Raw genomic sequence first — 24,136 nt, 5'->3', positions numbered from 1 at the left:
TGAGATATGGTAAGCCGGTATGCGGTTCACAATGTTCGGATGTTCATTGAGCAGCCTGATATATCGCTCTTCATGGCTGATGAAAAGTAACTCTTCCGTCCTGGACTGCGAATAAGTGAAAAATAGCTCTGCGAGTAAACGGCCAAACCGAGATCATTACATGCCATATGCTGCATATTAAAAAAGTCGCCTTTTTTAATTTTGCGGATTTTCCAAAGGCTACTGGCATCCGCAATATCTTTATCGGTTAATGAGGCAAAATTTTTCAGATGCGCGTTGAGGATTTCATGATGTTCACTCATTGTGTTATCTTTTTTATCTGCAGGCCAGCCACTTGGCATAAGTGGGTCGCAGCTAATATTCTAAAATAATGGGTTGTTGGCTTATTTAACAATGATAACGCCCACAGTTGAAATACCCTGTATGCAAAACAAAATAGAAAGTGGGCAACGACATCCCCTGGTGTCCTGTGCCCTTCTGCCAGCGAACCAAAATCCGTGATTTTATGACAACACTACAGTCTCAAACCAATATTTGAAAAAGTTGCGGATCTTTTCATTAGTTCCACTAAGCGCGGCAGGTTTCTGTATGAATGAACTGGCGCCCAGTGCATAGCATTCCCTGGCGAGCTTAGGATCTTTTGAGTCCGACAGTATAACTACCGGCAGGTGCCGGTAATCCACATTCCCCTTCAATTGCTTCAATATTTCCCGTCCGTCAAGGGGGGTGATGTTAAGGTTAATAAGTATCACCGCAGGGTATGGCGAATTTGAAAGCCGGCACTGATCCAGGTAACTAAATACCCCTTTGCTATTATTTACGAATTCGAGATGCACCTGATACTGCTGTTCTTCGAAAACAGTACTGGTTATAAATCGATCGTCCGGATCGTATTCCAGCATTAAGATCACAGGTAGAAAGATGTCCGACATTGGCTGAAAAGTTATGATGAATATAACCGTTGAGTTAATTTAGATTACTGCCCTTTGTCATTAACCCTTTAAACTGCACAAAGCAAATGCAGCAATAAAGTTAAGATAAGTGCCCCTCCGCTTTTTCCTCATTAGCAAGATCATTCATCTTTACCACAGTGTCCTTCACCTTTTCGATAGAAGCCGGTAGATTTTTACCATGGCACTGGCTATATGGTTTCAGGCTTCCGCAATAACATGCGCTTCCCAGCTTCCCTCCTTCCCTGAAAAAGAGCAATGCATTATTGAACAAGGTGTCATAGTGATTGTAGACATTGCCCGTAAATGTATTGAAATGATGCTGTTCATCGCCTACACGGGTAGCAAACCTTAGCAAGTAATCCTTCATTCCCGCCAATAGAATAATATGCTCAACCAGCGGGTTATCTACAACACTGATCCTTATATTGGCAATATGCTTTCCCTCATACGGAAATCTGCTATCAGGAATAAACAACATCTTGTCCAGCGGTACACGCGGCGGTGTGACATCAACCAGATTCCCGTCCTCATCTTCCCATACCGCGTGGTGTTCACCTTCACATATAACATCACTTAACCAAACAGCCCATCCGTAGACGAGGTTTCCACCATCTTTAGTAACTTTCTCCTGTACGTTAAAATACGAGTTCCCTGGAATAGCAGCCGGACTTGGCTTTATAGGGATAATTTCATGTTCATATTCTGACCCGATTTTGTCGATCAGTCTCCGGACCGGACTGGTAATCTCAATTGGACTTGTCATATTAGTTAATCAACCTTAAAATGATGTAAAAGTGCAGCATATGCCTGAATAACCTCTTCTGCACTACAATAGAGGGACAAAATTAGTGAAGTCGGGCGAATAATCAAGATCATCCAAAGTCATGCTATGAATGCAGGTTTTTATTTATGGATATTGTTTCCGTTCTCATGCTGATTATCCTGACCATATTGTTGTGTATGTTACCATTTTGTTGTGGATAGGAAATATCCTCATTGCGGTATTATACAAATAATATTTTCCGTTATATTTATGAGTCCTTGTAAGTCATGTCTTTAAAAACTCAAGAAGTGCAATCCACCACAAATATGCAACTATTTGATTATGACCGTTGGAATAATCAGCTTCCGTCACTGACCGGCGAATACCAGGGAGCCAGTCCTTATCCTCATATTGTATTGGAGAACTTCCTCAACCCCGATGTATTGGACGCATGCGTTCAGGAGTTTAATAAATTGAATGAGGATGATGGTTGGATCAATTACGTTCATTATAACGAAAACAAAGCCGGACTGAATAAGCTCGATCTGTTACCGACCTCAATTAAACGGACCATTAATGAATTAAATTCCCCGGAATTTCTTAAATTCCTCAGTACACTAACCGGCATAAAAGGTCTTATTAAAGATGATCTTCTTGAGGGTGGAGGCATACACCAGTCTAAAAGAGGCGGCTTTCTTAATATCCATGCCGATTTCACAGTGCACCCGCATCATCGTCACTGGCAACGGCGGGTAAATGTACTCGTGTACCTCAACAAAGACTGGCAGGAAGAATATGGTGGTAACCTGGAACTATGGGATACGAAAATGCAGGCGTGCGAAAAGAAAGTATTGCCTGTTTTTAATCGCTGTGTCATTTTTAACACAGATGCTGATTCCTACCATGGACACCCGGAGCCAACTACCTGCCCTGAAGATCGGTACAGAAGATCAATTGCTTTGTATTATTATACGGAAGAGGCCCACCCCCTTCGTAGAGCTACTCATTATATGGTACGCCCCGGAGAAGAAAAAAAGAAATTTAGGGTGAAACTGGATAATCTTATGGTGGCCATTTATACAGATCTTAAAGGCATGCTGGGAGCGAACGATAAAATTGTTAGTAAAGTGCTGCGATTCTTTTCGCGTAAAAAGTAAAAGAACACCGGTCCGATTACTTAGCCCCTACTTCTCTCTTCAAAAACACAAATCCATTTTTGCGATACAGCTCTTTCAACGAGCTATACTGTTCATAACTATCTATCCTGTCCACTTTTGTTACGAAATAAACAGGTTTATCAATATCTCCCGTCAGCAACCATGCTTCTTCATAAGAATTTTGATTCACTGGCTTTTCCTTATGCGTATAAAAGAAAGGCGCATAGCTCCAATAACCTAATGTGGTTACATAACAATCCTCTCCTTGTCTTTGCTCAAAAAATTCAATAGCCGCAGCCTGTGAATACTTTTCTACTTTTGGAACAATGATCGCCGCTGCCAGAAAAATAACCAGGCCCGTTCCAACAAAATAAGTGGCCGCCGCCTTCAGGAATGCATGCCTGCTCAACTGCCTTATCCCCACTACAATAGTTACCACCATTAAGATCCCCACTATACCTTCCCAACCACTCCAGTGTACATCAGCGGCCATGTTCGCCTGCGCAAATGTATCGTGAACATAGGGAATCAATTTTTTAATATTTAATGCGATCACTGTAACAGCCAGCAATACCATTGCGATGATACCTCCCAGGATCGTTGTTAATACTCCCACATATTTCTTATAGCTCATTTCCTTTCTGTCCCATTTATAAAATGAATAAGCTGCCAGGAAAGTAACCGGGAACCAGGCCAGGGAGGAATAATGAATAATACGCGATTGTACGATCGTGAATAAAATCGTAACTACCCAGAACAACAACAGCATCCAAATCTTAAAATCTTTTTCATATCTGCTGTTGTAGCGCGCTTTAAAGAAAGCACGAATAGCAAAAAGAGAAGCCGGAAAACATCCGATGAGCAACACCACATAATGATACCCGAAAAAACCTGCTTGCCCCGCATCGTGAGTGGAAAAGAGGCGATACTGGTACTTTAAAAACTCTGTAATAAACCAGGGCCCGTTCTTTGCCGTTTCATATCCATACCATGAGCAGGTAACTAAAGATGCGACTATCAAAAATAAAAGGGCATGCCACCAGTTAAAAAAGATCCTGAATTTATTATAAATAAGATAGACTCCTAACACCAGCAGAAAAACCATCAAAGCTACCTGCCCCTTTGTGAGAATGGCAAGTCCCATAAAGATGCCCGACCAAACAGCATAATACACCGGCTTTTTTTCCATCCCTTCCTTATCAAATCCATTCTTCTTCCAGTTATACAAAATAAAAAAGTATAGTGACAGGAAGATAAACAGATTAAACCACGGATCAATAATACCGGATTTGAAATACATATTAGGAAAAAGCGAGCCACCAAATGCAAGCGCCCAAAGGATCCCAAACTTTCTATCGTACAATCTTGTACCACAAAGATAAAGAACAACAAGGGTAACGATCCCGCAGATCGCATTAGGAAAACGCGCGGCAAATTCACTGACCCCAAATATTTTCATAGAAAAACTCTGCATCCAGAAGAACATCGGTGGTTTTTCCCAGAACGGCTTGAAGTTGACGTAGATCCTGGTATAATCGTCCAGTTTCAACATTTCTCTGGAACATTCCGCAAAATTTATTTCATCCCAATCAAATAAATGAACCCACCCCAGGAAAGGAATGAAAAACAACGCAGCAATAATTGCCAATAATAGAATAGTAGATAGCTTGGGTGTACGCATATGTACGGTATGTGAATAATGGTATTAAACAAATATATGTTCATAGACTGTTATTTACAAGTTAAGAAATTCTTTCTCTCACAATGATGGCTACCTTTTGTCAAATCAATAACTAAGTCCAAGAGGAAAGGAAATGAGAATCCCCTGCCATGTTTTTCATATATAACAATCTTTTAAAGTTGCGATGGTATTTTTTCCTTGTAAAACGAAGCCGGTCATTAATGATCTTTTTGCAACAGTTTCTACTAAGATATGATTTGACATTATCTTACTTACGACCGTAGCCTATTACAACGGTGAGCCCCCCACGTTCCCGGAAATTTAGGACTAACTTTTTTTGCTATTCTGGAAAAAAATGTTAGCTTAAAGAAATAATATACTAAGAATCAATGCCCAGGTGGCGAAATTGGTAGACGCACTGTGCTTAGAACGCAGCGTTCGTAAGGACATGCTGGTTCGACTCCAGTCCTGGGCACAAAATAAAAAAGGCTTTAAGTCATTGGACTAAAAGCCTTTTTTGTTTACGCTAATTTCGCTTTTTAATGGACTAAATATTTAAGTCATGGATACTCCTATTACGAAACAATATTTTCATCACAATTTTTTCTAACCACTTAATACTGCTATGACCTATTGCTGAGTAATACACCTGTTCCGGATAATAACGTAAAGCAGATATTAAAAACAATATGTACAGGATAGGGCATTTTCCCAAGGATACCTCCACACGAGCAGGGAATATTAGTAAAAAAGAAATAAAGGGTAGACAAATAAAGACTGAAGATCGCCATTACAAAAAAGGATAAAAAGAAACCAGTTTTCCTTGTCACAGGAAAGTTCAGTAATACAACTATCAAAAACTCGGTACCTAATACCACGGGCGCCAGCAGGTTTTTATCATATTTAACAAGCAATGGCGATTTACTCATGTCTGATAGGAAGAGGGGGTAATCCATGGCTTTGAAAATAGCCGCATAAGTAAACAACATTGAGATGAGGATCACAATGCCAGTAATGATATGCTTTTTCATTTGTTTGTCAGCTTAAAAAGAAGAATGTTATTTTCATAAGCAGCAACCAGCGTATCTGCGGATTTAGATAATTGCAGTACCGGTTTACCCTGATAGCCCGGAAATCTGAAACTACTTTCATACAACCCGCTTTGAATATTATATACATCTACCACCGGTCCTCTGTAGTTGCTTTTCACAGCATCCTGAGATAATACATAAGAAAGCACATACAGATGCTCTTCATCGGCTGTAGCAGTGGAATTGACAATCACAGATTTACTCGACCGTGTATATATATTACCCGTTGGCACAGCGATATTAGAAGGAGGGGTACGATCAATAGTATGTATCAGTTTAGTACTCTTATGTTTCTCATCATATTGTATAATTCCTGAGTTATAAAAGGAGATATAATATTGATGATGATGATTGCTGATGTAAAAACCATCTGCAGAAAGTCCGCCGTCTTCAAAACGCGGAAATTCGTATATAGTACTATCCACTGTGGGCGTGCTAAATTTCCTCAGTTTTAGCTGTGTGATCTTTTTACTGGAATCGAAGATTGTTTTCAGATAATAGGCGTTGCCTTTTCCTGGCCCATAGGCAGTAACGTTGTTTTCCCCATCATCAAAAATATAGAAGGTATTCGTATCAATTTCCAGTCGTGTGACTATTCCATTGCTACTATAGAATGAATCTATCTTATGTAGATCAGTATTGTATCTGAAGATAGTTTTTTTGCTATATACATATCCATAGATATTACCCTGAGCAGCTTTCATGACACTTACTCTTCCGGGAAACAAAACAGTATCTATGGGTTGTAACGTGAATCTGTCATAATTCCTTTTGTAGTTTGTAGATATTCTATCGGGTTCGGCTTCTTTGGCAAGGATATATGTAATGATGATAGCGCAGCATAATAGCGCTGATAGTATCAGTAGATCTCTTTTCATAAAGATAAGGCTGCAAGGGCAGCCTTAAACCTTTTAAATTTAATGGAATAGCAATTTCCTCAGGGACAGATCTGTACTTTAATGCCCCATGCGCCGGTAGAATTACATTTCAGATCTGGCTCGCAATGGCAGTATGCAATTGCTTTAGATTGATTTGCCTTAACGGCAATAGCTACAGTAGTGCCAACAATGAGCACCAGCAACAGAAAAGCTAATTTTTTCATGGCTTTCTTTTTGGGTTAAAAAAAAATTTATAATAGTGAATACTACAGGGTTATGTAAGTGAAGCTAAGAAATACTTTTTGATTTTACAATATTAGTAATAAGATTTTTTTTAATACCACATCTACATATGGTATACAGAAAAACCGCAGGCAACTACAGATAATCTACATACTGCGATCCTATATCACTCTTGTCTTTGCCATTATCACCCATTATAATCTTTCCATTGTATACAAAGGCAGCATTGCGAACAACTTATCAATAATCAACACTATCTGGCTTAAAATTTCACCACTTGCATCATGAAGGTTTGTAACTCAAATACTCAGCTCCCTTTTTCTTTATGTTAATATCACCAGATTACTTTCCTTGTGCAGTTCGTACAATCTACTATCAGTTTTTATCAATTCACTATCAGGTTGTTTGCTATCTTTTTGATATTTTGGATAATTCATTATCCTGAATTCCAGTTATTGATTAACTCACCAGACTTCCACGATGAAACGGGACTCCTGAGAGGATTGTCCGCCGGCGATCAGGCAGCCTTTAAAGCGCTGTATGATAAATACCATCATGCGCTGTACCGTAAAACTTTCCAGATACTTCATTCCTCTTCGGAAACGGAAGATATTATCCAGGAGACATTTATTACACTCTGGGAGAAACGCAAAGAGATTGATATATCCAGGCCATTAGGTCCCTGGCTTTTTACCATTACATTTAACCGTGCAATTAATCATCTCAAAAAGCAGTTGCGTGAAAAAAGCAAAGCGGCGGAAGCTACCCTACAGCCTATTATCGATAATGATTTCCTGACTGTTGAAAAACAGTGGAAATTACTGGAAACTGCCATCGGCCAGTTATCCCCGCAAAAAAGACGTGTATTTCAGCTTTGTAAGATGGAAGGCCGCACATATGAAGAGACCTCGCAGCTGATGGGTATTTCGAGGTATACCGTAAAGGAATACCTGGGAGAGGTGATGTATACCTTAAGGGAGTATGTACGTAAGCATGTGAGTCATGATACTACCCTGCTTCTTTTCTTGCTGACGCAAATTCTTTAAAAAAATCCCCTCTTCTACCCCCCCTTTTATTATTACCAGTTGTATTATATAAATAAAGACCTCCTGGCATTTGAAAAGCGATCAACAAAGATTAAAAGAGATCCTGTCGTCGCCGCACCGCAGTGCGGAAGATGAACAATGGCTGCGATCATACCTGGAATCTACAGATGCTACGGAACTCCGGGAGCAGGCGGCAGACATTTTTCAGGAAAATCTGCAGCTGGGAAGCCGTTTGCCGCAGGACACTTCCAGGCGCATGTGGGAGAAGATCCAGCAGCGGGTTGATGCCAGGAAAACACCCGTGTTACGCCATTACCGAAAATACCGGTGGCTCGCAGCAGCCGTGCTCGTCCTGGCAGCTATAGCTTACCCACTGCTGCGAAAACAGCAGTCAAAGCCCATGGCTGCGGTTACATCTACAATAAAGCCTGGCGGCAATAAAGCAGTGTTGACACTTGCAGATGGCTCTAAAGTAACGTTAACCGATACTGGTAGTCAGGTAATTAAAACCGGTACCATGGCTATTCAGCAAAACCAGGGTGAGTTGCAGTATGAGAGCCCGGGCAATGAAGCCAATGCATTTAATGAGCTTACGACGCCCCGCGGTGGCATGTTCCAGGTAAGCTTTCCCGATGGCAGCCGTGCATGGCTCAATGCAGCATCATCTCTTAAATATCCATTAAACTTTAAGGACAATCGAACAGTAATACTGAACGGACAAGCATACTTTGAAATTGCACCTAACGCCAAGCAGCCGTTCATTGTAAAAGTAGGTGAAATGGAAGTACGGGTATTGGGAACCAGTTTCGACATTATGGCCTACAACGACGAACAGGTGGTGAACACTACCCTGATAGAAGGAGCGGTAAAAGTATTACAGGGAGGCACATCTGCCATACTACAACCCGGACAACAATCAACACTGAACCCAGCCACCGGAAAAATGGACGTACAAGCTGCCAACCTGGAAAATGTACTGGCCTGGCGCAATGGAAAATTTGAACTGGAAAATACCGACTTGCCAACTTTCCTGCGACAACTGGCACGATGGTATGATATAGAGATCGCCATCGAGGCTCCGGCAAACGAGGTTGCCGTTAAGAAATTCGGGGGCCAGATAGGCAGAGATATGGATCTCCAGGACGTATTGAAAATACTGGACCTTTACGGAGTTGAGTGCAAACTTGAAAACAGAAAACTCACTGTGTTCTCCGTTCATTCCTAAACAACCAAAATCACCCGGCACCCAATGTAAAATCAACTATAGCCCATCACTAAATTCCACTAATCTATGCATCCACATTACTTCACCGGAGCACCGCGTACAGCGGAGCCCAGGACATTGCCACGCCATAATCGGCAATCGGTTGCTGATAAACACGGCCATGAAAAACGTACAAAATCATCCAGGATGATGCGCATTACTCCTATCCTCTTACTGCTGGCATTGATGAACATCTATGTAAGCGGCGTTTCCCAGAACATCACCATTACTGCTAAAAATGAACAGCTTAAACCAGTGCTGAAAAAAATTGCTAAACAGGCTGGCGTATATATTGTGTATGAAGAAAAAGAGCTGGTTAATATTACGCCTGTATCGTTACAGGTAAAAGATGTTTCACTAAAACAAGCACTGGATCTGTGTTTCAAAGACCAGCCGCTGAGCTATAGTATCATCGACAAAACGGTGGTGGTAAAGAAAAAGGAGCTTGTCAAAAACAACCTTGCCGCGGAACCTCCTAAGCAGAAAAAGCCGCTCAGAGTGCTGGGACGTGTCCTGGAGGCCAAAGATCCTCCCGGCCCCCTGGTGGGTGTAACCATTAAAGTAAAAGACGCCAACAAAGGGGTCACTACAGATAAGGACGGAGTTTTTGAACTACCTGTACCCAAAGGCAGCACACTGGTGATCTCTATGATCGGTTATAAGCCACAGGAATATATCGTAAACGAGGAGCAGGCAAACCTGATCATCTCCCTGAGAGAAGATCTTAAAACCTTAGACCAGGTGGTAGTAACGGGCTTCGGTACACAGAAAGTAAAAAATATAGCCAGCTCTGTTAGCATAGTCAATATGGAGAATGTGAAAAACAAACCCGTTGTGCAACTCTCCCAGGCACTTCAGGGCAGCGCTACTGGTATTGTGGTGTCTCAATCCACCGGGCTGGTAGGTAGTGATCAGGCAGACATCCGGATACGTGGTGTAGGCACACTCCTGAATGCGGCACCACTGGTGCTGGTGGATGGTATACCATTTGACATGAATAACCTGGACCCTAATACCGTTGAAAGCATAACAGTATTGAAAGATGCTGCTTCGGCTTCTATGTATGGCGCCAGGGCTGCCAATGGAGTAATTATCATCACCACCAAACGTGGCGTTGCCGGGGTGCCCAATATTGAGTACAACGGATACTATGGTATGCAACGGCCTCAATACATGCCCGACTTCGTAGATGCGGCTACCTGGATGGAAATGAACAATGAAGCAATGAAAAATTCCGGCGGAAATCCAATCTACAGCGACTCCACCATACTCATGACGCGAAACGGCAGCGATCCGGTTAAATACCCTAACACCAACTGGCCCGATCTGGTATTACGCAATGCCATTCCAATACAGCAACATTCCATCCTGGTATCCGGTGGTAATACCGCAGCACGGTTCTCCCTCTCCGTCAACCAAACATGGCAGCAAGGGCATTTGAAAAACTCCGATTACAGTCGTACTACTGTACGTGCCAATACTACAGTAGACCTGATGAAGAACTTCTTCATTTATATGGACCTTTTTGCTTCACGCAATGTGCAAAATCAACCCTATGCCACTAATAGATTAACCACCGATCTCTACCGGCGTATCTACACCATACCACCAAATATCATTTCAAAGTATCCGGGGAAAGCGGATAATCCTGGTTACACTTACTATGGCACTTATGGCGAAAGCTGGAACCCTGTAGCTATGCTGGAAAAAGGTGGTACCATGAGTAAAATACGAGATGAGGCTTTACTCAACATACGCCCGCAATGGAATATCCTGCCAGGGTTGAGCCTGAAAGGACAAGCCAGCTACCGCGTAGCTTCCGGTATAGACAAGGCAGACCAGGAATCTTATATCTTCTTTGACTACTATACCAATCGCACTGCCGGCATAAACTATCCGACGGTTAAAACCGCTACGCTCACAGCCAGAGAAAGCTATCTGTACTTTGGGGGTAACCTTGACTATAACCACGATTTTGGCAAACACAATGTAAATGCTATCGCAGGTTATACACAGGAATTACGCACTTATGACTCATGGAAAGACGTGGCACTGCGTTCCATATTTGCAAAAGCATTTTATACCTACGATGACCGCTACCTGCTTGAAGCCGGCTTGCGCCGCGACGGTTCTTCCCTGTTTGGCGATGGTAAAAAATGGGGCGTGTTTCCTTCCGTTGCTGCAGGCTGGAATATTGACAAAGAAAGTTTTTTCAATGTTAAGTTCATTGACGCCTGGAAGTTCAGAGGCTCCTGGGGCGTGCTGGGTAATAATAACGTAGACCCATATCTCTACCAAACAACCATCGACGCAAATAATGGTGCGGAAACCGTAATTGGCAACCCCAACCTGAGCTGGGAAAAAGTAAAAGAACTGAATGTCGGTACAGACATACATTTCAAAGCAGGTATCAGTATCACTGCTGAATGGTATAACAAACTGACTAGCGACATGATCATCACACCACAGCCTAACTATACGTCTGGTACAGGTATTGGCACCGGCAACAATGGAGCCCCTGTTAACGTAGGTAGCGTGAGGAACCGCGGACAGGAGATCAAGATATCTTACCATAAATCATTTGCCAATAACTTCATCTTTGACGCGGGCATAGGTTACAGCAAAAACAAAAGCCAGATCACACGGCTTACCGGCAATGGTCAGCCAATCATCAGCGGCAATACCATCATGTATGAGGGTGGTGCATTAGGAGAGTACTATGGTTATGCCACGCAGGGATTACTGCAGCAGGCTGATATTGACAATACCAAGATTCTTAAAATGAGTGGTCAGGCAGCAGGTGATGTTCACTTTAAAAATGCCAATGGAGATACCATCATCAACAATCTCGACCGGGTGCCACTGGGCAATACAGCGCCTACCGATATCTTCTTCTTCAACATTGGTTTCAATTTTAAAAATATAGACTTCCAGACCTTGTTATCAGGAGAATCCGGCGCCCCTTTATTTTACAGGGGCAACTTTGCCATACCATTGAATATTGGTGGCGAAAGCGGCACTCCACAAAAATCGCAGATGGATTACTGGACACCACAGAACACAGGCGCCTCACGTCCGCGGCTGACACCCACACCAGGCACCAACGCCAACTTCTCTGATTTCTGGCGTGTAAACGGCAGATACATGCGTCTTCGTTATATACAACTGGGTTATACGCTGCCTGCACCTTTAGCCAGAAAAATAAGGGCTAAAATGCTGCGTGTGTACTTCAACGCACAAAATGCATTCACCTTCTCAAAAGTAAAATTGTTTGATCCGGAAAGTGGCGGTGATCAGAATACAGTGCCATTGCTGAAGACATACACTTTCGGTCTTAACCTTAAATTCTAAAAAACGGGCTTATGAAATCTATTCATAAAAAAATATTTATCTCTCTGCTGGTGTTAGTCCTGCTTTGGGGCTGTTCCAAAGATTACCTCAACAGGGACAATCCTACTGCCACCACCGATGAAAAATGGTGGCGGCTGGAGTCCGACCTATTCAATTACCTGGAAGTAATCTATCTTAATCAGATGTCGCCTGGCGCCCTGATCACTTCTTCCTCCTACCAGGCCAACTGTCGCATGCATATGAGCGGCATTACAGACGAATCAGTATTCCGGGCCAATTTCGGTAGCTGGAACAGTTATCCGCTGGGGGCAGTTACAGCAACAGATGGTTACCTTTCCGATACTTATCGTCAGAATTATAAAGACATACGTAATGCTTCCCGCATATTGGAAAACTACTCACGTGTCTACATGGAAAACGCGGTAGTGAAAGAACAACGTGCTGCAGAGGCAAGGGCGCTGAGGGCAAGGGCACACCTTAACCTGTTTCTTTTCTTTGGCCCTATACCTATTGTGAGTAAAAGCCTGGCCCCGGAAGAAGGCGCGTCTGTGCCACGCAATACGCAGGAGGAAGTAGTAAATTTCATTGCTGCCGAATTAGATACTGCCGCGGAAATACTACCTGCATCCTATCCTACCAGTGATGCTTACCGCATTTCAAAAGGAGCCTGTTATGCCATGCAGGTACAATTATTTCTCAGCATAAAAAATTATGCAAAGGTGATCGAATATGCCAGGAAACTTATTAACCTCGGAGTATATGATTTACACTACAGTACCACCGCCGGAGTTAACAGTTATGCGCAATTATTCACCTATGATGCACTGGAAAACAAGGAACGTATTCTTTTCCGGCGTACCGGTAACGCTGGTGCATTTTTCAGACTGGCGCCGAAAAGCTTGTCCGGGCAATCCTGTAACGGTCCGACAGCTGCCATGGTAAATACTTACGAAACATTGCAGGGTAAAACATTGCAGGAGCTGGGAGCCGACAGCCTGGCCTATTACTGGAGAAATCCCTTGTACAAAAATAACAGAGATCCGAGGCTGGCGGCAAGTGTTCTTTTCCCGGGACAAACGTTCGTAAACCGTCTGCTGGACCCCTTCACTGCAGGATCTGTGGACCAGATCGGGACAACACAATCTACACAAACTGGTTTCTGGGTAAAGAAATACCTCGATGCCAAAGATGTGTCCCGCAATAATGCTGGTACATTAAACTTTACGATCACCCGCTACGCTGAAATATTACTGAGTTATGTGGAAGCACTGGTAGAATCAGGCGACTGGCAAAATCCGGATGTACTACTGTATCTCAACAAGATCCGCAACAGGGCAGGCATGCCTAATGTAAATACTGTAGTGTATAATACGCAGGAAAAAATGCGCGAGTTATACCGCCGGGAAAGAAAAGTAGAACTGGCATTTGAAGGCACCCGCCTGTTCGATATACGCCGTTGGAAGATAGGAGAAGAAGTGTTGAAGGGGCCGGCAATGGGTGCTATCAATCCCAACACAAACCAGCCGGTAATTGTGGAAAACAGAATATTCGATCCTGAACGCGATTACCTCTGGCCTATTCCACTGGTAGAAATCAATGGTAATCCTGCAATGAAGCAGAATCCTAAATGGTAATAACACCACATAGAACATAAAACCCGCTACAGTAGCGGGTTTTATGTTCTATATACATCTTCTCATTTCCATAACTTCCTCATCCTCACATGGAAACGAACGAAAGGAATATCGAGCTTATATCTCATCTTTATTCGAAAATGTTTCATACACATATCCGAAAGAATTTCATATCTTGATTTCAATGCTCATACAAGAATTGATACAACATGCGCAAACTTCTATTAATAATTCTTCTTTTACCATATTGGGCCTTTTGTCAACAATCCAACACAACCACAAATGGCAATTCTACTTATCCTGACAGCGTCTGGCAATTCACACATGATGCATCCAAAGAAGGGTGGAACAAAGACTACCTAAACAACCTTAAACGTTTTATTATAGACAGCACCAATGCGACAGGCATGATGGTAATACAATCCGGAAAAATTTTATTTGATTATGGCGATATAAAGGAGACCAGCTATCTGGCATCATGCAGAAAAAGTCTACTTTCCATGCTGTATGGGCCTTTTGTGGCAAATAAGAAAATAGATCTTTCAGCCACAATGGAACAATTACACGTTGATGACGTTGGTGGCCTACTGCCGATAGAAAAAAAAGCGACTGTTAAGGATTTACTAACTGCACGCTCAGGTGTTTATCATCCTGCAAGTAATGAGGGCGACGCCTCTGCAATGGCTCCGAAAAGGGGCAGTATTCAACCTGGAAGTTTCTGGCTATACAACAATTGGGACTTCAATGTTGCCGGGTACATTCTGGAACAACAAACGGGGAGAACTATTTATCAGCTGATCGATTCAATACTTGCCAGGCCATTGCAAATGCAGGATTGGAATATGAACGAGCAACGCAAAACCGGTGACACAACAAGATCAAAATACCTGGCTTATCATATGTGGTTCTCAACAAGAGATATGGCAAGAATAGGCTATTTAATGCTCAGGAACGGAAAGTGGAAAGACCAACAAATAATTCCCGCTGATTGGGTTAAATTAACCACCTCCGTAGTCACTCCTTACCAAAAGGCTGTGGAAGAAAAAACAGCTTATTTTCATTTTGGATATGGTTATTTATGGTGGATATGGGACACACCTTATAATAAAGATTTTTATGAAGGTGCCTATTCTGCAACAGGCGCCTACGGACAATTTATAACTGTTTTGCCCAAACTTGACATGGTAGTCGCATTTAAAACAAAATATGAATACGGCAGGCAAACTCCCACTGATTTATACTTAAAGCTTTTGGACAAGTTAATTGCTGCAAAAAAGTAAACCATTGCAGATAATGTATCCTTTTCACTAATCTGTGTCCAAACTTTGCACAGCGTCAGTTGCTCGCAGGGATACTGAACTTCGAAAACGCAGGTTCATCATAATAGTCATACACGATCAATTCGACGGTATGATAATACCTGCCACTCATAAAATTTTTGAATTGTTTGCGGTTTGTTCTTATGGATAACTTATTTTCATAGCCTGATTTGAAATATTTGCCGTTATCCAATCAATGCCACATGTACAAAATTCCCTTTGTTAAGAAGCTGATTACCTATGTGATTGCAGGTTTGGTAATCGGAGAATCCACATTTCGCTTTTGTGCCACGTACCTGAGAACATGGCTGCCGATCAGACAACTTTCAATAATCCCCCTCCTACTGGTCATTGCCGCTATTATTTACGTTTTTATATGGCAGGCCCGTAAGACAAACAAGCCGACCACTCTTGCATTCTGGCAAGGTCTTATTCGCTATGGCGTGGCATTTGACCTGGCGGAGTTCGGGTGGTCAAAGATCTGTCATCAACAGCTTGTGATGCCTTTATATCAGCTCGATCTTCCATATCGCAGTTTGACCCCACCCCAATTGTTCTGGACTTTTTACAGCCATTCTTATCTGTTCGGTTGTATCATAGGCGGGCTCCAAATCGTAGGCGCTATGCTGTTGCTCTTTCACAGAACAAGGCTGGTTGGCGTCTTTGTACTTCTACCTATCCTCGCTAACATCTTATTGATGGATATCTTTTATCAGATCGGCGACAGTGTCGTCGTTCATGCCTCCATAATGATGTCTGGCGTCTTGTATTTCCTGTTCATCGAATTCGATCGTCTAAAGGAGTTCTTCTTCGTTGCCAAAAGTAACCTGCCCGTCATGCATCTTCCTAAGCTCCTGAAAATGGCAATCCGGCTCTCCATCATCTATATACCGCTGCTATTCATCGCTATGCATGATGGGCCGAATAAATATCCCCAACTCACCGGAAAATATAAGGTCAGACACCTGAGAGTAGATCAACAGGATCTTGACAGGGTTAATTGTGCTGACAGCGCGCTTACGATCGTCTATTTCGACATCAGAAATAGCTGTGTATTCGAATTTAACGCACAGCAAAGAAGATGGTACGGAAAATATACAAAAGATAACGATCACCTTAAGATTAGTTGGTACACACCCGGAGATAAGCCCGTTTTCAACGGAATAATAATCCCTGCAGACGCTGGTAGGCTGATGCTTCGGGGATCCCTCGGAACAGATTCGATGAGTATAATACTTCAGAAAATGGATCCAGGCTCCTGAACTTTTATCATTTGAAAGTTCGCCTGAATTGCGAAGGTGAAAGATTTGTCCTTGTTCAGAACATCTTACTGCACGCCAATCCCTTGTATTAGAAGGAGTATTTCTTCGCATAAATGTTGGCTGCCGTCATAAATATTTCATCGGGAGAAGCGTTTATTCCTTTCACACTCTCACCGGTTTACAATGCAACAAAAGCAGGTATACAGCCAACTTAAATTATTATAAGGGAGATTAACTTTATTATGCAGCCGGTACATTGGAAAAACGATCTCATGCCGCTTCCAGCTCCCGGGAAAGCGCAATATTTCACTAGGTTTAAAACGTGCCTCCTAAATCACCAGACCTTGTATATTTCCCTTGAACCGGTCAAATACATATCGTGGTAACCTTCCATCTTTTCTTTCATTTTTTTCATCTTTTCTTCATTCTTGCTTAACTCTTCCCAGCTCTTGTCATAAGCGGTAAGATCATCGTATTTGCTCACCATTATGACCCTGTTATACTGACCGGTCATATCTGTGAGGATATTGACAAATTCCTTTTCATCAGCCATCACTTCTTTGAACAGCTTTGCCAGTTTGGAGGCATTGCCAGGTTTACAGACGAAAATGTCATGTACTAAAATCATAGTTGAAAATTTAAGCTAAAAGTTAAGCCCTTTTTACTAGAATACCATGCCGTACATTTTGTATCGAGAACCTCAATGACCACCGTATGGCGTCAAAATTACCGATCGTCATCCTTTTCTGTCCAGTTCTTAACGAAGTACAGCACAAAAGGAATACATACCAGGCAAACAATCCCCACAAACAGAATGAAAAGATCGGGAGAATAGGCCGTTGCGGGCTTCAAGGCATTAGCATGCATGAGAGCATATGCCTTGTCATTTATCATGCTGGAATCTACGCCCTTTGCAGCCATCAAGTCAGACAAGCGCTGCTTTACCCCGGGGCTAATTTGTTTCAGCTGGTTTGCGACGTCCATTCTTCTCAATGCTGCCTGCCGGTCTGCATAGATGGAAAACAGTGCTATACCCACAGCTCCACCCAGTTGTCGCATAACGTTATAAAGCGCTACTCCCTGACCTATCTGTTTTCCTTCCAGCTTTGAGAGCGCCAGTGTACTTACCGACACAGATAGCAGAGCGACAGCAAGGCTACGGATCATTATTAGCCAGAACATGTAAACGGGGCTCACATCTCCGGATGCGGTCCGGTATAACATATAGCTATAAACGGCGAAAAGCAGCATACCTGTTGCGATCACGTACTTCTGGATCCTGCCTTTCTCCATGAGGACAGCAGCAGCCGGGAGCATCACGATGAGAACCCGGATAGTAAGCCACAGTGGATTTACTGGCAGTTCTATACCAAATCCCGGCGATGATGCCATTATGATGGAGGAACCCGCTACACCAAAAGCCGCAATGAAAGATAATATCAGGCCTGCACGCAGGTTGACATTCCACAAGAATCCTGTCTGTCCCGGAGATGTAGATCTGAGTTGCCTCCAGGCGAAAAGAATAACTCCTGTTAAGCCCACCTGAGACAAGAATATGATGAACAGGCTATTGAACCAATCTTCCTGCTGTCCTCTTGCCAGAACAAGATACAGGGAAGACGTTCCAATGGTCAGCATCATAGTATCCAGCCAGTCTTCCTTCTTTTCGTAAGATCCGTTTCTCACACAGGTCAATATCAGCAGGCAGACAATAATACCTACCGGAATGTTGGCAAAGAAGATATACGGCCAGGAATAATTGTCCACGATATAACCTCCGAAGGGTGGCGCCAACGCTGCACCCGCAAGCATGCCTAGTATAAAAAACGCCTGTGAGGTCGCGCGTTTTTTGAGCGGCCAGCTTTCGGTAATAATAGTATGTGACAACACCAGCATACCGCCACCGCCAAGTCCCTGCAAAAACCGGAAAATTATCAGTTCGCGGATGCCGGTAGCATTACCGCAGAAAAAAGAACAAACCGTGAACAGCATGACTGCTATGGCGAAGTAATTCCTTCTGCCAAACTGCCGGGAAAGCCAGCTACTGGAAGGTATTATGATTATATTGGCAAGAGAATAAGCAGTAATAACCCAGCTTACCTCGTCAAGAGACACTCCGAAGTTCCCTCTTATGTCCGAAAAAGCCACAGCTGCACCTGACATACCTATCACCGATAGTAAGGAGCAGATAATAGCAATAAGAGTTATAAACGCCCGGCGAAAGCCATATTCGACTAAAGAAGGTACTTGCTCCATAGGATTCCAGGGATGGGATTTTTATTTACCTTGCGAAGGTAACGTCCCCGGCTATAATTTCAAAAGCCCTTTTACCACTACCACCAGACAGGCCGCATTAGCCAGCCGGCCCCTGAAGAAGATCCATTTGTATTGTGATAACGGGCAAAGTGCCATAAATAGGAGAAACTTTAGCCTTTATTCAAATCAGCTAAAATATTTCCGTTTGTCGTTCGTCTACTGATTGAAACATGTTATTTATCTATATGGCTAAAAGGTTCCTCTTAATATTATCACTTTTTCTGCTGGGGGATATTTATTTCTATCAGGCTGTCGTTACAATTACTCAAAATCCGGCGCTCCATCTGAGCTATTGGGTTATTGATATTTTATTGGTTGCCGGAATAATATCGACGGTATTTATACTCAGAGCAGGTAATCAGGTACAGCGTCTTCTTTCCCTGCTTTTGACGGCTATGCTATTGATTTTCATTCCCAAAGTATTCTCTTCGGTGATTTTGTCAGCCGAAGACGTCTTCCGTTTGTTCCGGGGCTTTCCACCACGAAGCTTATATATAAGTGAGGCAACACTTGCACTGGCAGGCCTGATTTTTCTAATCATCATTTTTGGCGTAACACGCGGCAAGCATTTTTACAGGATAAAAAAGGAAACTATCTATTTCCCCGACCTCCCCGAGGCGTTTGACGGCTTCACCATTACACAAATATCCGACGTACATTCCGGAAGCTTTAGTGATGCCAAAAGTGTACAAAAAGGACTTGATCTCGTAAATTCACAAAACAGCGATTTATTGCTATTTACGGGCGATCTTGTCAACAACATGGCTTCGGAGATGGACCAATGGATTCCTATGTTTACAAAACTGAAAGCGCCTTATGGAAAATATTCTGTTTTGGGCAATCACGACTATGGCGATTACATCCGGTGGGAAAGTAACGCGGCTAAGGAAGCTAATCTTAACCGTTTAAAGGAAGTTCATGTTGAAACAGGCTTTAAACTGTTGCTTAATGAAGCGGTGGAAATAAACAAGCAAGGGGAAAGCGTTGCCCTCATCGGTGTTGAGAACTGGGGAAAAGGTGGTTTTCATCAATATGGCGACTTGAAAAAAGCAACATCAAAATTAACTGACAACTCCTTTAAAATACTGATGTCCCATGACCCGTCCCACTGGGATGAAGTAACTGTAGACCATGAACAACATGTACATCTTACATTAGCCGGACATACGCACGGTATGCAGTTTGGCATCGAACTGTTTGGTTTCAAATGGAGCCCGATAAAGTATTTCTACAAACAATGGGCCGGCCTTTACAAACAGGGAGGTAAATACCTGTACGTAAACAGGGGTTTTGGTTTCCATGGATTAAGAGGCAGAATTGGCATATGGCCTGAAATAACAGTACTTACGCTGAAGCGCGACAGATTTAATCAGCTGGCATAACATGCGCTAAAACAATTATGGGACTTATAACTGACCGGAAGAGGAGATTTGACCTCTTTTATTATAATAAAATCGTATATTTGCTTCACATTAAAGCCAACCAGCAATTTTATCCTATTCCTTTTTGACTAAAAGTGTAATACGTATACCCGCATCCTCATACTTATTTTTTAACATTTAAAATTTCAGAATGAAATCTCTATTTATTGGAAGCATGTTGCTTTCCAGCATGCTCATGTTTGTTTCCTGCCGCAAAGAAGAAGCCCCCTCTGGTGAACAGAACGAAGTATCCGCCGACATAATCAGTAAGATTAAAGCCAAAGGCTTCAATACTACAGGCGTTAAAAAATGGGAAGATGGATATTTAGTTGAAGGAGATATCCTGCTAAAGGAATCGGAGCTTAATGGCAAGATTATTACCCCCGGTGAAGTACATACCGAACAGTATATCGATGGCATGAGTATGGTACCATTACCGGTAACTTTATGGGGGCAGGTCAATTCGTCATTCATAGTGATTGCGATAGACCCCGCACTTCCAGCAGTATATACTGATGCTTTGAATACTGCCATTTATCGATTTAATTCAGTACTACTCCGCAGGCATATGTCATTCTCTGTATACCCTAACACTTATTGGGACCAAATTCCGGGCGGGGTTTTAAAAATTACGACAATTAACGATCCTAATGCGAGCCGGGCAATTTCTGGATTTCCATCCGGAGGATACCAGTATACATCGATAAAATTGAACACAAACGCGGCCGCGCTGGGAAGCAATCCTGATGTAAATTACCTCGCATCTGTGATACAACATGAACTTGGTCATTGTATTGGATTCCGTCATACTGATTTAGCTGATGGCAAGAATTGCGGAACATCTACGTCAATTGACGTAATGACCAGTGGCGGTTTCAGTATTCCGAATACATCTTCTTCAGATGCTTCCAGCTGGATGTCTTCATGTTTGGCTTTTGGAACAGACAGAACATTTACCACTCAGGATATTTACGCACTAAATTATTTATACGGCATGGCGGAAGGCAGTTTTGTGCGGGATACTGCATCCGGAGCGATCTACATCTACATGGAAGGTAAATTGCGCCATATTCAGGATTTTGCAACATATTCAGGTGTTTTTGGAAATCCTTACAATGTAGTAAGGGAATTCTTTCCACCTACTTTTGCATTCTTTTCCTACACCTTTGGCGATCCGATAACTTCTGGTACTAAGCTGATGTTAGACGCTGCTACAGGAAAACGTTATTTTGCGGTGGGAACAAACACCCTAAAGCGGTATATATCCGGGACTGCATTTACCAAATATCATTTCAGTACATCTGCTGTGGTGACCGCTTCTGCTGCAGAATTGGCTGCATACCCTACCGGACCTGACCTCCAATAAGATATTAGAGAACTAATCTCAACACCGGGAGCAGGAGCTCAAAAAAACAAGTGTAACGCTCCCGGGCATAAAACAAAAACGCCGGAGATAATAATAATCTCCGGCGTTTTTGTTTTATGCCCTTTAAGGCGGCTATAAATATACTTATTGGTTCCAGCAGTTCATCCTGCGATGGAGTCTATACTCATGAACGCCGGGTCTGTCAGGTGCTCCTTCTTTTGTTCCATCAATATTCTGAAATTATCCAGATGCCGGCTACCCCATTTATCCATCTCCCCTATCACCGGTAGTAAAGATTCACCGAACTCCGTCAGGTAATATTCCACATGCGGAGGTAGTTCGGGATAGATCACCCGCTTTACAATACCATGAAATTCCAGCTCCCGTAACTGAAGATTTAGCACGCGGCGCGTGGCTGAGGGCACTTTTTTATGCAGCTCGTTGGGCCTCCGTATACCATTGCTGATCAGAAAGATGAGATAAGATTTCCATTTACCACCGATGATCTCCATGATAATGGAAATACCACAGTTAAACTCTTTTGGCATTTTTTTCTCGTACATAACCGGTCGTTTTTAACTGGTACAAAGTTACACCTATGTTCTGAACCAGGGAGGTATGGAAAAAATTTTCCATACCCGCAAATAATTTCCCGTATTGGTAGCCCTTCGTGAAAAATGTCTCTTTGCATTAAAATCTTAAATAATGAAAAATTATCAGGGGAAAAAAGTGTTGATCACCGGAGGCACGCACGGAATGGGCTTTGCAACGGCGCAAATGTTATTATCTGCGGGAGCGGAGGTGATAGTAACCGGTAGTAATGAACAGCGGGTAGCCGTTGCACAGGAGGCACTCGGCAAAGAAGCTGTGGCATTACGGTCCGACGCTACGAGTATGGCAGATATCCAGGCACTGGCTGCATATGTGAAAGCACATGCCGGCCAGGTGGACCTGGTGCATATCAACGTCGGGTTCTCTTTGCTTGAATTAACCGCCGCTGTGACAGAAGAAAGTTATGACAAGACCTTTGACATCAATACTAAGGGCGCATTCTTTACAGCGCAGCAACTAAGCCCATTGGTGAAAGATGGAGGCGCTATTGTTTTCACAACATCTATTGCAAATACCTCAGGATATGCCGGTATGGGGACTTATTCCGGCGCCAAAGCGGCTGTCAGTGCTTTTATGAAGGTACTGGCTGCAGAACTGGCACCGAGAGGTATACGGGTGAATGCGGTCAGTCCTGGCTTTATAAGTACGCCAACCATGGGCGTATCTGGTGTAAGCGCAGCAGAGCTGGCGCAATTTGAAGCGCTGGGCAATGCCATTACTCCGATGAAGAGGCATGGGAGAATGGAGGAAGTGGCCAACGCAGTGCTATTCCTTGGTTTTGAAGCTACTTTTACTACTGCTGCAGAGTTAACCGTAGACGGTGGGCTGTCCCACCGCCTTACACTTCCTTCTTAATCATTTAAAACGATCAATATGCAGGAAAAAGTATCTATTATAGGGCTGGGCGCTATGGGATCAGTACTGGCTCATTTACTGGTGCAGGAAAAGCTGGCGGTTACTGTTTGGAACAGGACAGCAGCGAAAGCTGAGCGGCTTATTAAGGATGGCGCCAATTACACTGATGATATTCATGCAGCGGTTCTCGCCAGTCCGCTGGTGATTATCTGTGTGCTGGATTATGCGGCCACTACTGAAATCCTCCGGGATGTGGACATTCAGGGTAAGACGATCGTTCAGTTAAGCACAGGCACTCCGCAGGATGCACGCGAGATGGCTGTCATGATGCAATCGCGGGGAGCCTCATATCTGGATGGTGCAATACTGGCAACGCCTTCGCAAATGGGGCAGCCGTCCACCCCGATTTTCCTTTCGGGTGCGGGAAAGGCCTTTGAGCGCAGCGAAGCGGTTTTAAAGATACTTGCAGGCACGCTCCTATATATGGGAGACGCACCGGGAGCCGCGGCTGCATGGGACCTTGCCGCACTTTCCAGTATGTTCGGGATGATGTTCGGGTTCTTTCACGGAGCGCGCATAATAGAAGCTGAAGGTCTGCAGGTTGCGGCCCTGGGTAATATGATATCTGATATATCTCCCGTATTGGGACAGATGGTGAAAAGCACAGCAGATGATATACAGCAGGAGCATTATACCTCTCCTCAAAGTTCGCTGGAGCTATGTGCGCTTAGTTTTGAGCTGATGATGCGCCAGGCGGCAGAGAGCAACATTCAGTCGCCTTTCCCGGTATTTGCGCTGGAACTTTTTAATAAGGCCAGGGCGGCGGGATATGGAGAAGAGAGGCTGGCAGCGATAATGAAGGTACTGAGGTAGTATCAGGCAAAATGACACAGCCAATAACAGGCTGTGTCATTTTGTATAAAA

The 24,136-nt window shown here is 43.2% G+C and carries 21 protein-coding genes and 1 tRNA gene; 12 read left to right on the top strand and 10 right to left on the bottom strand.

The window, feature by feature from the left end:
- Nucleotides 1–26 precede the first annotated feature (26 nt).
- The 3 genes from F3I09_RS17245 to F3I09_RS17235 all read right to left on the bottom strand — a co-directional run bounded on the left by F3I09_RS17245 (nt 27) and on the right by F3I09_RS17235 (nt 1,716).
- Nucleotides 27–302, bottom strand: coding sequence for a hypothetical protein (locus tag F3I09_RS17245; protein ID WP_223233271.1), 276 nt, complete (start codon nt 300–302; stop codon nt 27–29).
- A 201-nt stretch (nt 303–503) separates the two neighbouring features.
- Nucleotides 504–932, bottom strand: coding sequence for a response regulator (locus F3I09_RS17240; protein ID WP_149696275.1), 429 nt, complete (start codon nt 930–932; stop codon nt 504–506).
- A gap of 100 nt (nt 933–1,032) precedes the next feature.
- Nucleotides 1,033–1,716: a hypothetical protein gene (locus F3I09_RS17235; protein ID WP_149696274.1), complete on the bottom strand. Its 684-nt coding sequence runs from the start codon at nt 1,714–1,716 to the stop codon at nt 1,033–1,035.
- Between the two features lie 326 nt (nt 1,717–2,042).
- On the opposite strand from F3I09_RS17235, the gene F3I09_RS17230 reads away from it, so the two are divergent.
- On the top strand, nt 2,043–2,873 hold the full coding sequence (locus F3I09_RS17230; RefSeq protein ID WP_149696273.1) for a 2OG-Fe(II) oxygenase: 831 nt from the start codon (nt 2,043–2,045) through the stop codon (nt 2,871–2,873).
- A gap of 16 nt (nt 2,874–2,889) precedes the next feature.
- Here F3I09_RS17230 and F3I09_RS17225 read toward each other — a convergent pair whose 3' ends face one another.
- Nucleotides 2,890–4,554, bottom strand: coding sequence for a glycosyltransferase family 39 protein (locus F3I09_RS17225; protein WP_149696272.1), 1,665 nt, complete (start codon nt 4,552–4,554; stop codon nt 2,890–2,892).
- 391 nt (nt 4,555–4,945) lie between these two features.
- On the opposite strand from F3I09_RS17225, the gene F3I09_RS17220 reads away from it, so the two are divergent.
- Nucleotides 4,946–5,029: transfer RNA gene (locus tag F3I09_RS17220), tRNA-Leu, on the top strand.
- A 148-nt stretch (nt 5,030–5,177) separates the two neighbouring features.
- On the opposite strand, the gene F3I09_RS17215 is transcribed toward F3I09_RS17220, so the two are convergent.
- The 3 genes from F3I09_RS17215 to F3I09_RS34095 are packed head-to-tail and all read right to left on the bottom strand — an operon-like array spanning nt 5,178 to nt 6,747.
- Nucleotides 5,178–5,585 carry a MauE/DoxX family redox-associated membrane protein gene (locus F3I09_RS17215; protein WP_149696271.1) on the bottom strand — a complete coding sequence of 136 codons (408 nt, stop codon included), beginning with the start codon at nt 5,583–5,585 and terminating at the stop codon, nt 5,178–5,180.
- Nucleotides 5,582–6,523: a hypothetical protein gene (locus tag F3I09_RS17210; RefSeq protein WP_149696270.1), complete on the bottom strand. Its 942-nt coding sequence runs from the start codon at nt 6,521–6,523 to the stop codon at nt 5,582–5,584. The genes F3I09_RS17215 and F3I09_RS17210 overlap by 4 nt, the downstream gene beginning before the upstream one ends.
- A 59-nt stretch (nt 6,524–6,582) precedes the next feature.
- On the bottom strand, nt 6,583–6,747 hold the full coding sequence (locus tag F3I09_RS34095) for a hypothetical protein (protein WP_188133845.1): 165 nt from the start codon (nt 6,745–6,747) through the stop codon (nt 6,583–6,585).
- A gap of 474 nt (nt 6,748–7,221) precedes the next feature.
- Between F3I09_RS34095 and F3I09_RS17205 the strand changes: the two genes are divergently transcribed.
- From F3I09_RS17205 to F3I09_RS17180, 6 genes are all read left to right on the top strand, one after another.
- Nucleotides 7,222–7,812, top strand: coding sequence for an RNA polymerase sigma factor (locus tag F3I09_RS17205; RefSeq protein WP_188133844.1), 591 nt, complete (start codon nt 7,222–7,224; stop codon nt 7,810–7,812).
- A 70-nt stretch (nt 7,813–7,882) separates the two neighbouring features.
- The gene (locus tag F3I09_RS17200; protein WP_149696268.1) at nt 7,883–9,037 is read left to right on the top strand and encodes a FecR family protein; all 1,155 of its coding nucleotides are present in this window, start codon (nt 7,883–7,885) and stop codon (nt 9,035–9,037) included.
- Between the two features lie 66 nt (nt 9,038–9,103).
- Nucleotides 9,104–12,427, top strand: coding sequence for a TonB-dependent receptor (locus F3I09_RS17195; protein ID WP_149696267.1), 3,324 nt, complete (start codon nt 9,104–9,106; stop codon nt 12,425–12,427).
- A gap of 11 nt (nt 12,428–12,438) precedes the next feature.
- On the top strand, nt 12,439–14,061 hold the full coding sequence (locus tag F3I09_RS17190) for a RagB/SusD family nutrient uptake outer membrane protein (protein ID WP_149696266.1): 1,623 nt from the start codon (nt 12,439–12,441) through the stop codon (nt 14,059–14,061).
- Nucleotides 14,062–14,270: 209 nt separating this feature from the next.
- Nucleotides 14,271–15,341 (top strand): serine hydrolase, encoded by a 1,071-nt coding sequence (locus F3I09_RS17185; protein WP_149696265.1) that lies wholly within the window; start codon nt 14,271–14,273, stop codon nt 15,339–15,341.
- A 242-nt stretch (nt 15,342–15,583) separates the two neighbouring features.
- The gene (locus tag F3I09_RS17180; protein ID WP_149696264.1) at nt 15,584–16,642 is read left to right on the top strand and encodes a hypothetical protein; all 1,059 of its coding nucleotides are present in this window, start codon (nt 15,584–15,586) and stop codon (nt 16,640–16,642) included.
- A 334-nt stretch (nt 16,643–16,976) separates the two neighbouring features.
- Here the strand turns inward: F3I09_RS17180 and F3I09_RS17170 are convergent, their stop codons facing one another.
- Together F3I09_RS17170 and F3I09_RS17165 are read right to left on the bottom strand one after the other, a co-directional pair.
- Entirely contained in the window at nt 16,977–17,270 is a 294-nt protein-coding gene (locus F3I09_RS17170) for a hypothetical protein (protein ID WP_149696263.1), read from the bottom strand.
- A gap of 98 nt (nt 17,271–17,368) precedes the next feature.
- Entirely contained in the window at nt 17,369–18,898 is a 1,530-nt protein-coding gene (locus tag F3I09_RS17165; RefSeq protein ID WP_149696262.1) for a DHA2 family efflux MFS transporter permease subunit, read from the bottom strand.
- Between the two features lie 245 nt (nt 18,899–19,143).
- Between F3I09_RS17165 and F3I09_RS17160 the strand changes: the two genes are divergently transcribed.
- Together F3I09_RS17160 and F3I09_RS17155 are read left to right on the top strand one after the other, a co-directional pair.
- Nucleotides 19,144–20,340: a metallophosphoesterase gene (locus tag F3I09_RS17160; protein ID WP_149696261.1), complete on the top strand. Its 1,197-nt coding sequence runs from the start codon at nt 19,144–19,146 to the stop codon at nt 20,338–20,340.
- Nucleotides 20,341–20,530: 190 nt separating this feature from the next.
- The gene (locus tag F3I09_RS17155; RefSeq protein WP_149696260.1) at nt 20,531–21,745 is read left to right on the top strand and encodes a M57 family metalloprotease; all 1,215 of its coding nucleotides are present in this window, start codon (nt 20,531–20,533) and stop codon (nt 21,743–21,745) included.
- Nucleotides 21,746–21,906: 161 nt separating this feature from the next.
- Here F3I09_RS17155 and F3I09_RS17150 read toward each other — a convergent pair whose 3' ends face one another.
- Nucleotides 21,907–22,308 carry a helix-turn-helix domain-containing protein gene (locus F3I09_RS17150; RefSeq protein WP_149696259.1) on the bottom strand — a complete coding sequence of 134 codons (402 nt, stop codon included), beginning with the start codon at nt 22,306–22,308 and terminating at the stop codon, nt 21,907–21,909.
- A 142-nt stretch (nt 22,309–22,450) separates the two neighbouring features.
- Here F3I09_RS17150 and F3I09_RS17145 point away from each other — a divergent pair, with 142 nt between their 5' ends.
- Both F3I09_RS17145 and F3I09_RS17140 read left to right on the top strand, forming a co-directional pair.
- Nucleotides 22,451–23,212 carry an SDR family oxidoreductase gene (locus F3I09_RS17145; protein ID WP_149696258.1) on the top strand — a complete coding sequence of 254 codons (762 nt, stop codon included), beginning with the start codon at nt 22,451–22,453 and terminating at the stop codon, nt 23,210–23,212.
- A gap of 18 nt (nt 23,213–23,230) precedes the next feature.
- Nucleotides 23,231–24,085 (top strand): NAD(P)-dependent oxidoreductase, encoded by an 855-nt coding sequence (locus tag F3I09_RS17140; RefSeq protein WP_149696257.1) that lies wholly within the window; start codon nt 23,231–23,233, stop codon nt 24,083–24,085.
- Nucleotides 24,086–24,136: the final 51 nt, after the last annotated feature.

The sequence above is a fragment of the Chitinophaga sp. CF418 genome (assembly GCF_900142925.1).
Lineage (GTDB): Bacteria > Bacteroidota > Bacteroidia > Chitinophagales > Chitinophagaceae > Chitinophaga.
This window is presented reverse-complemented; position numbering and strand designations above follow the sequence as displayed.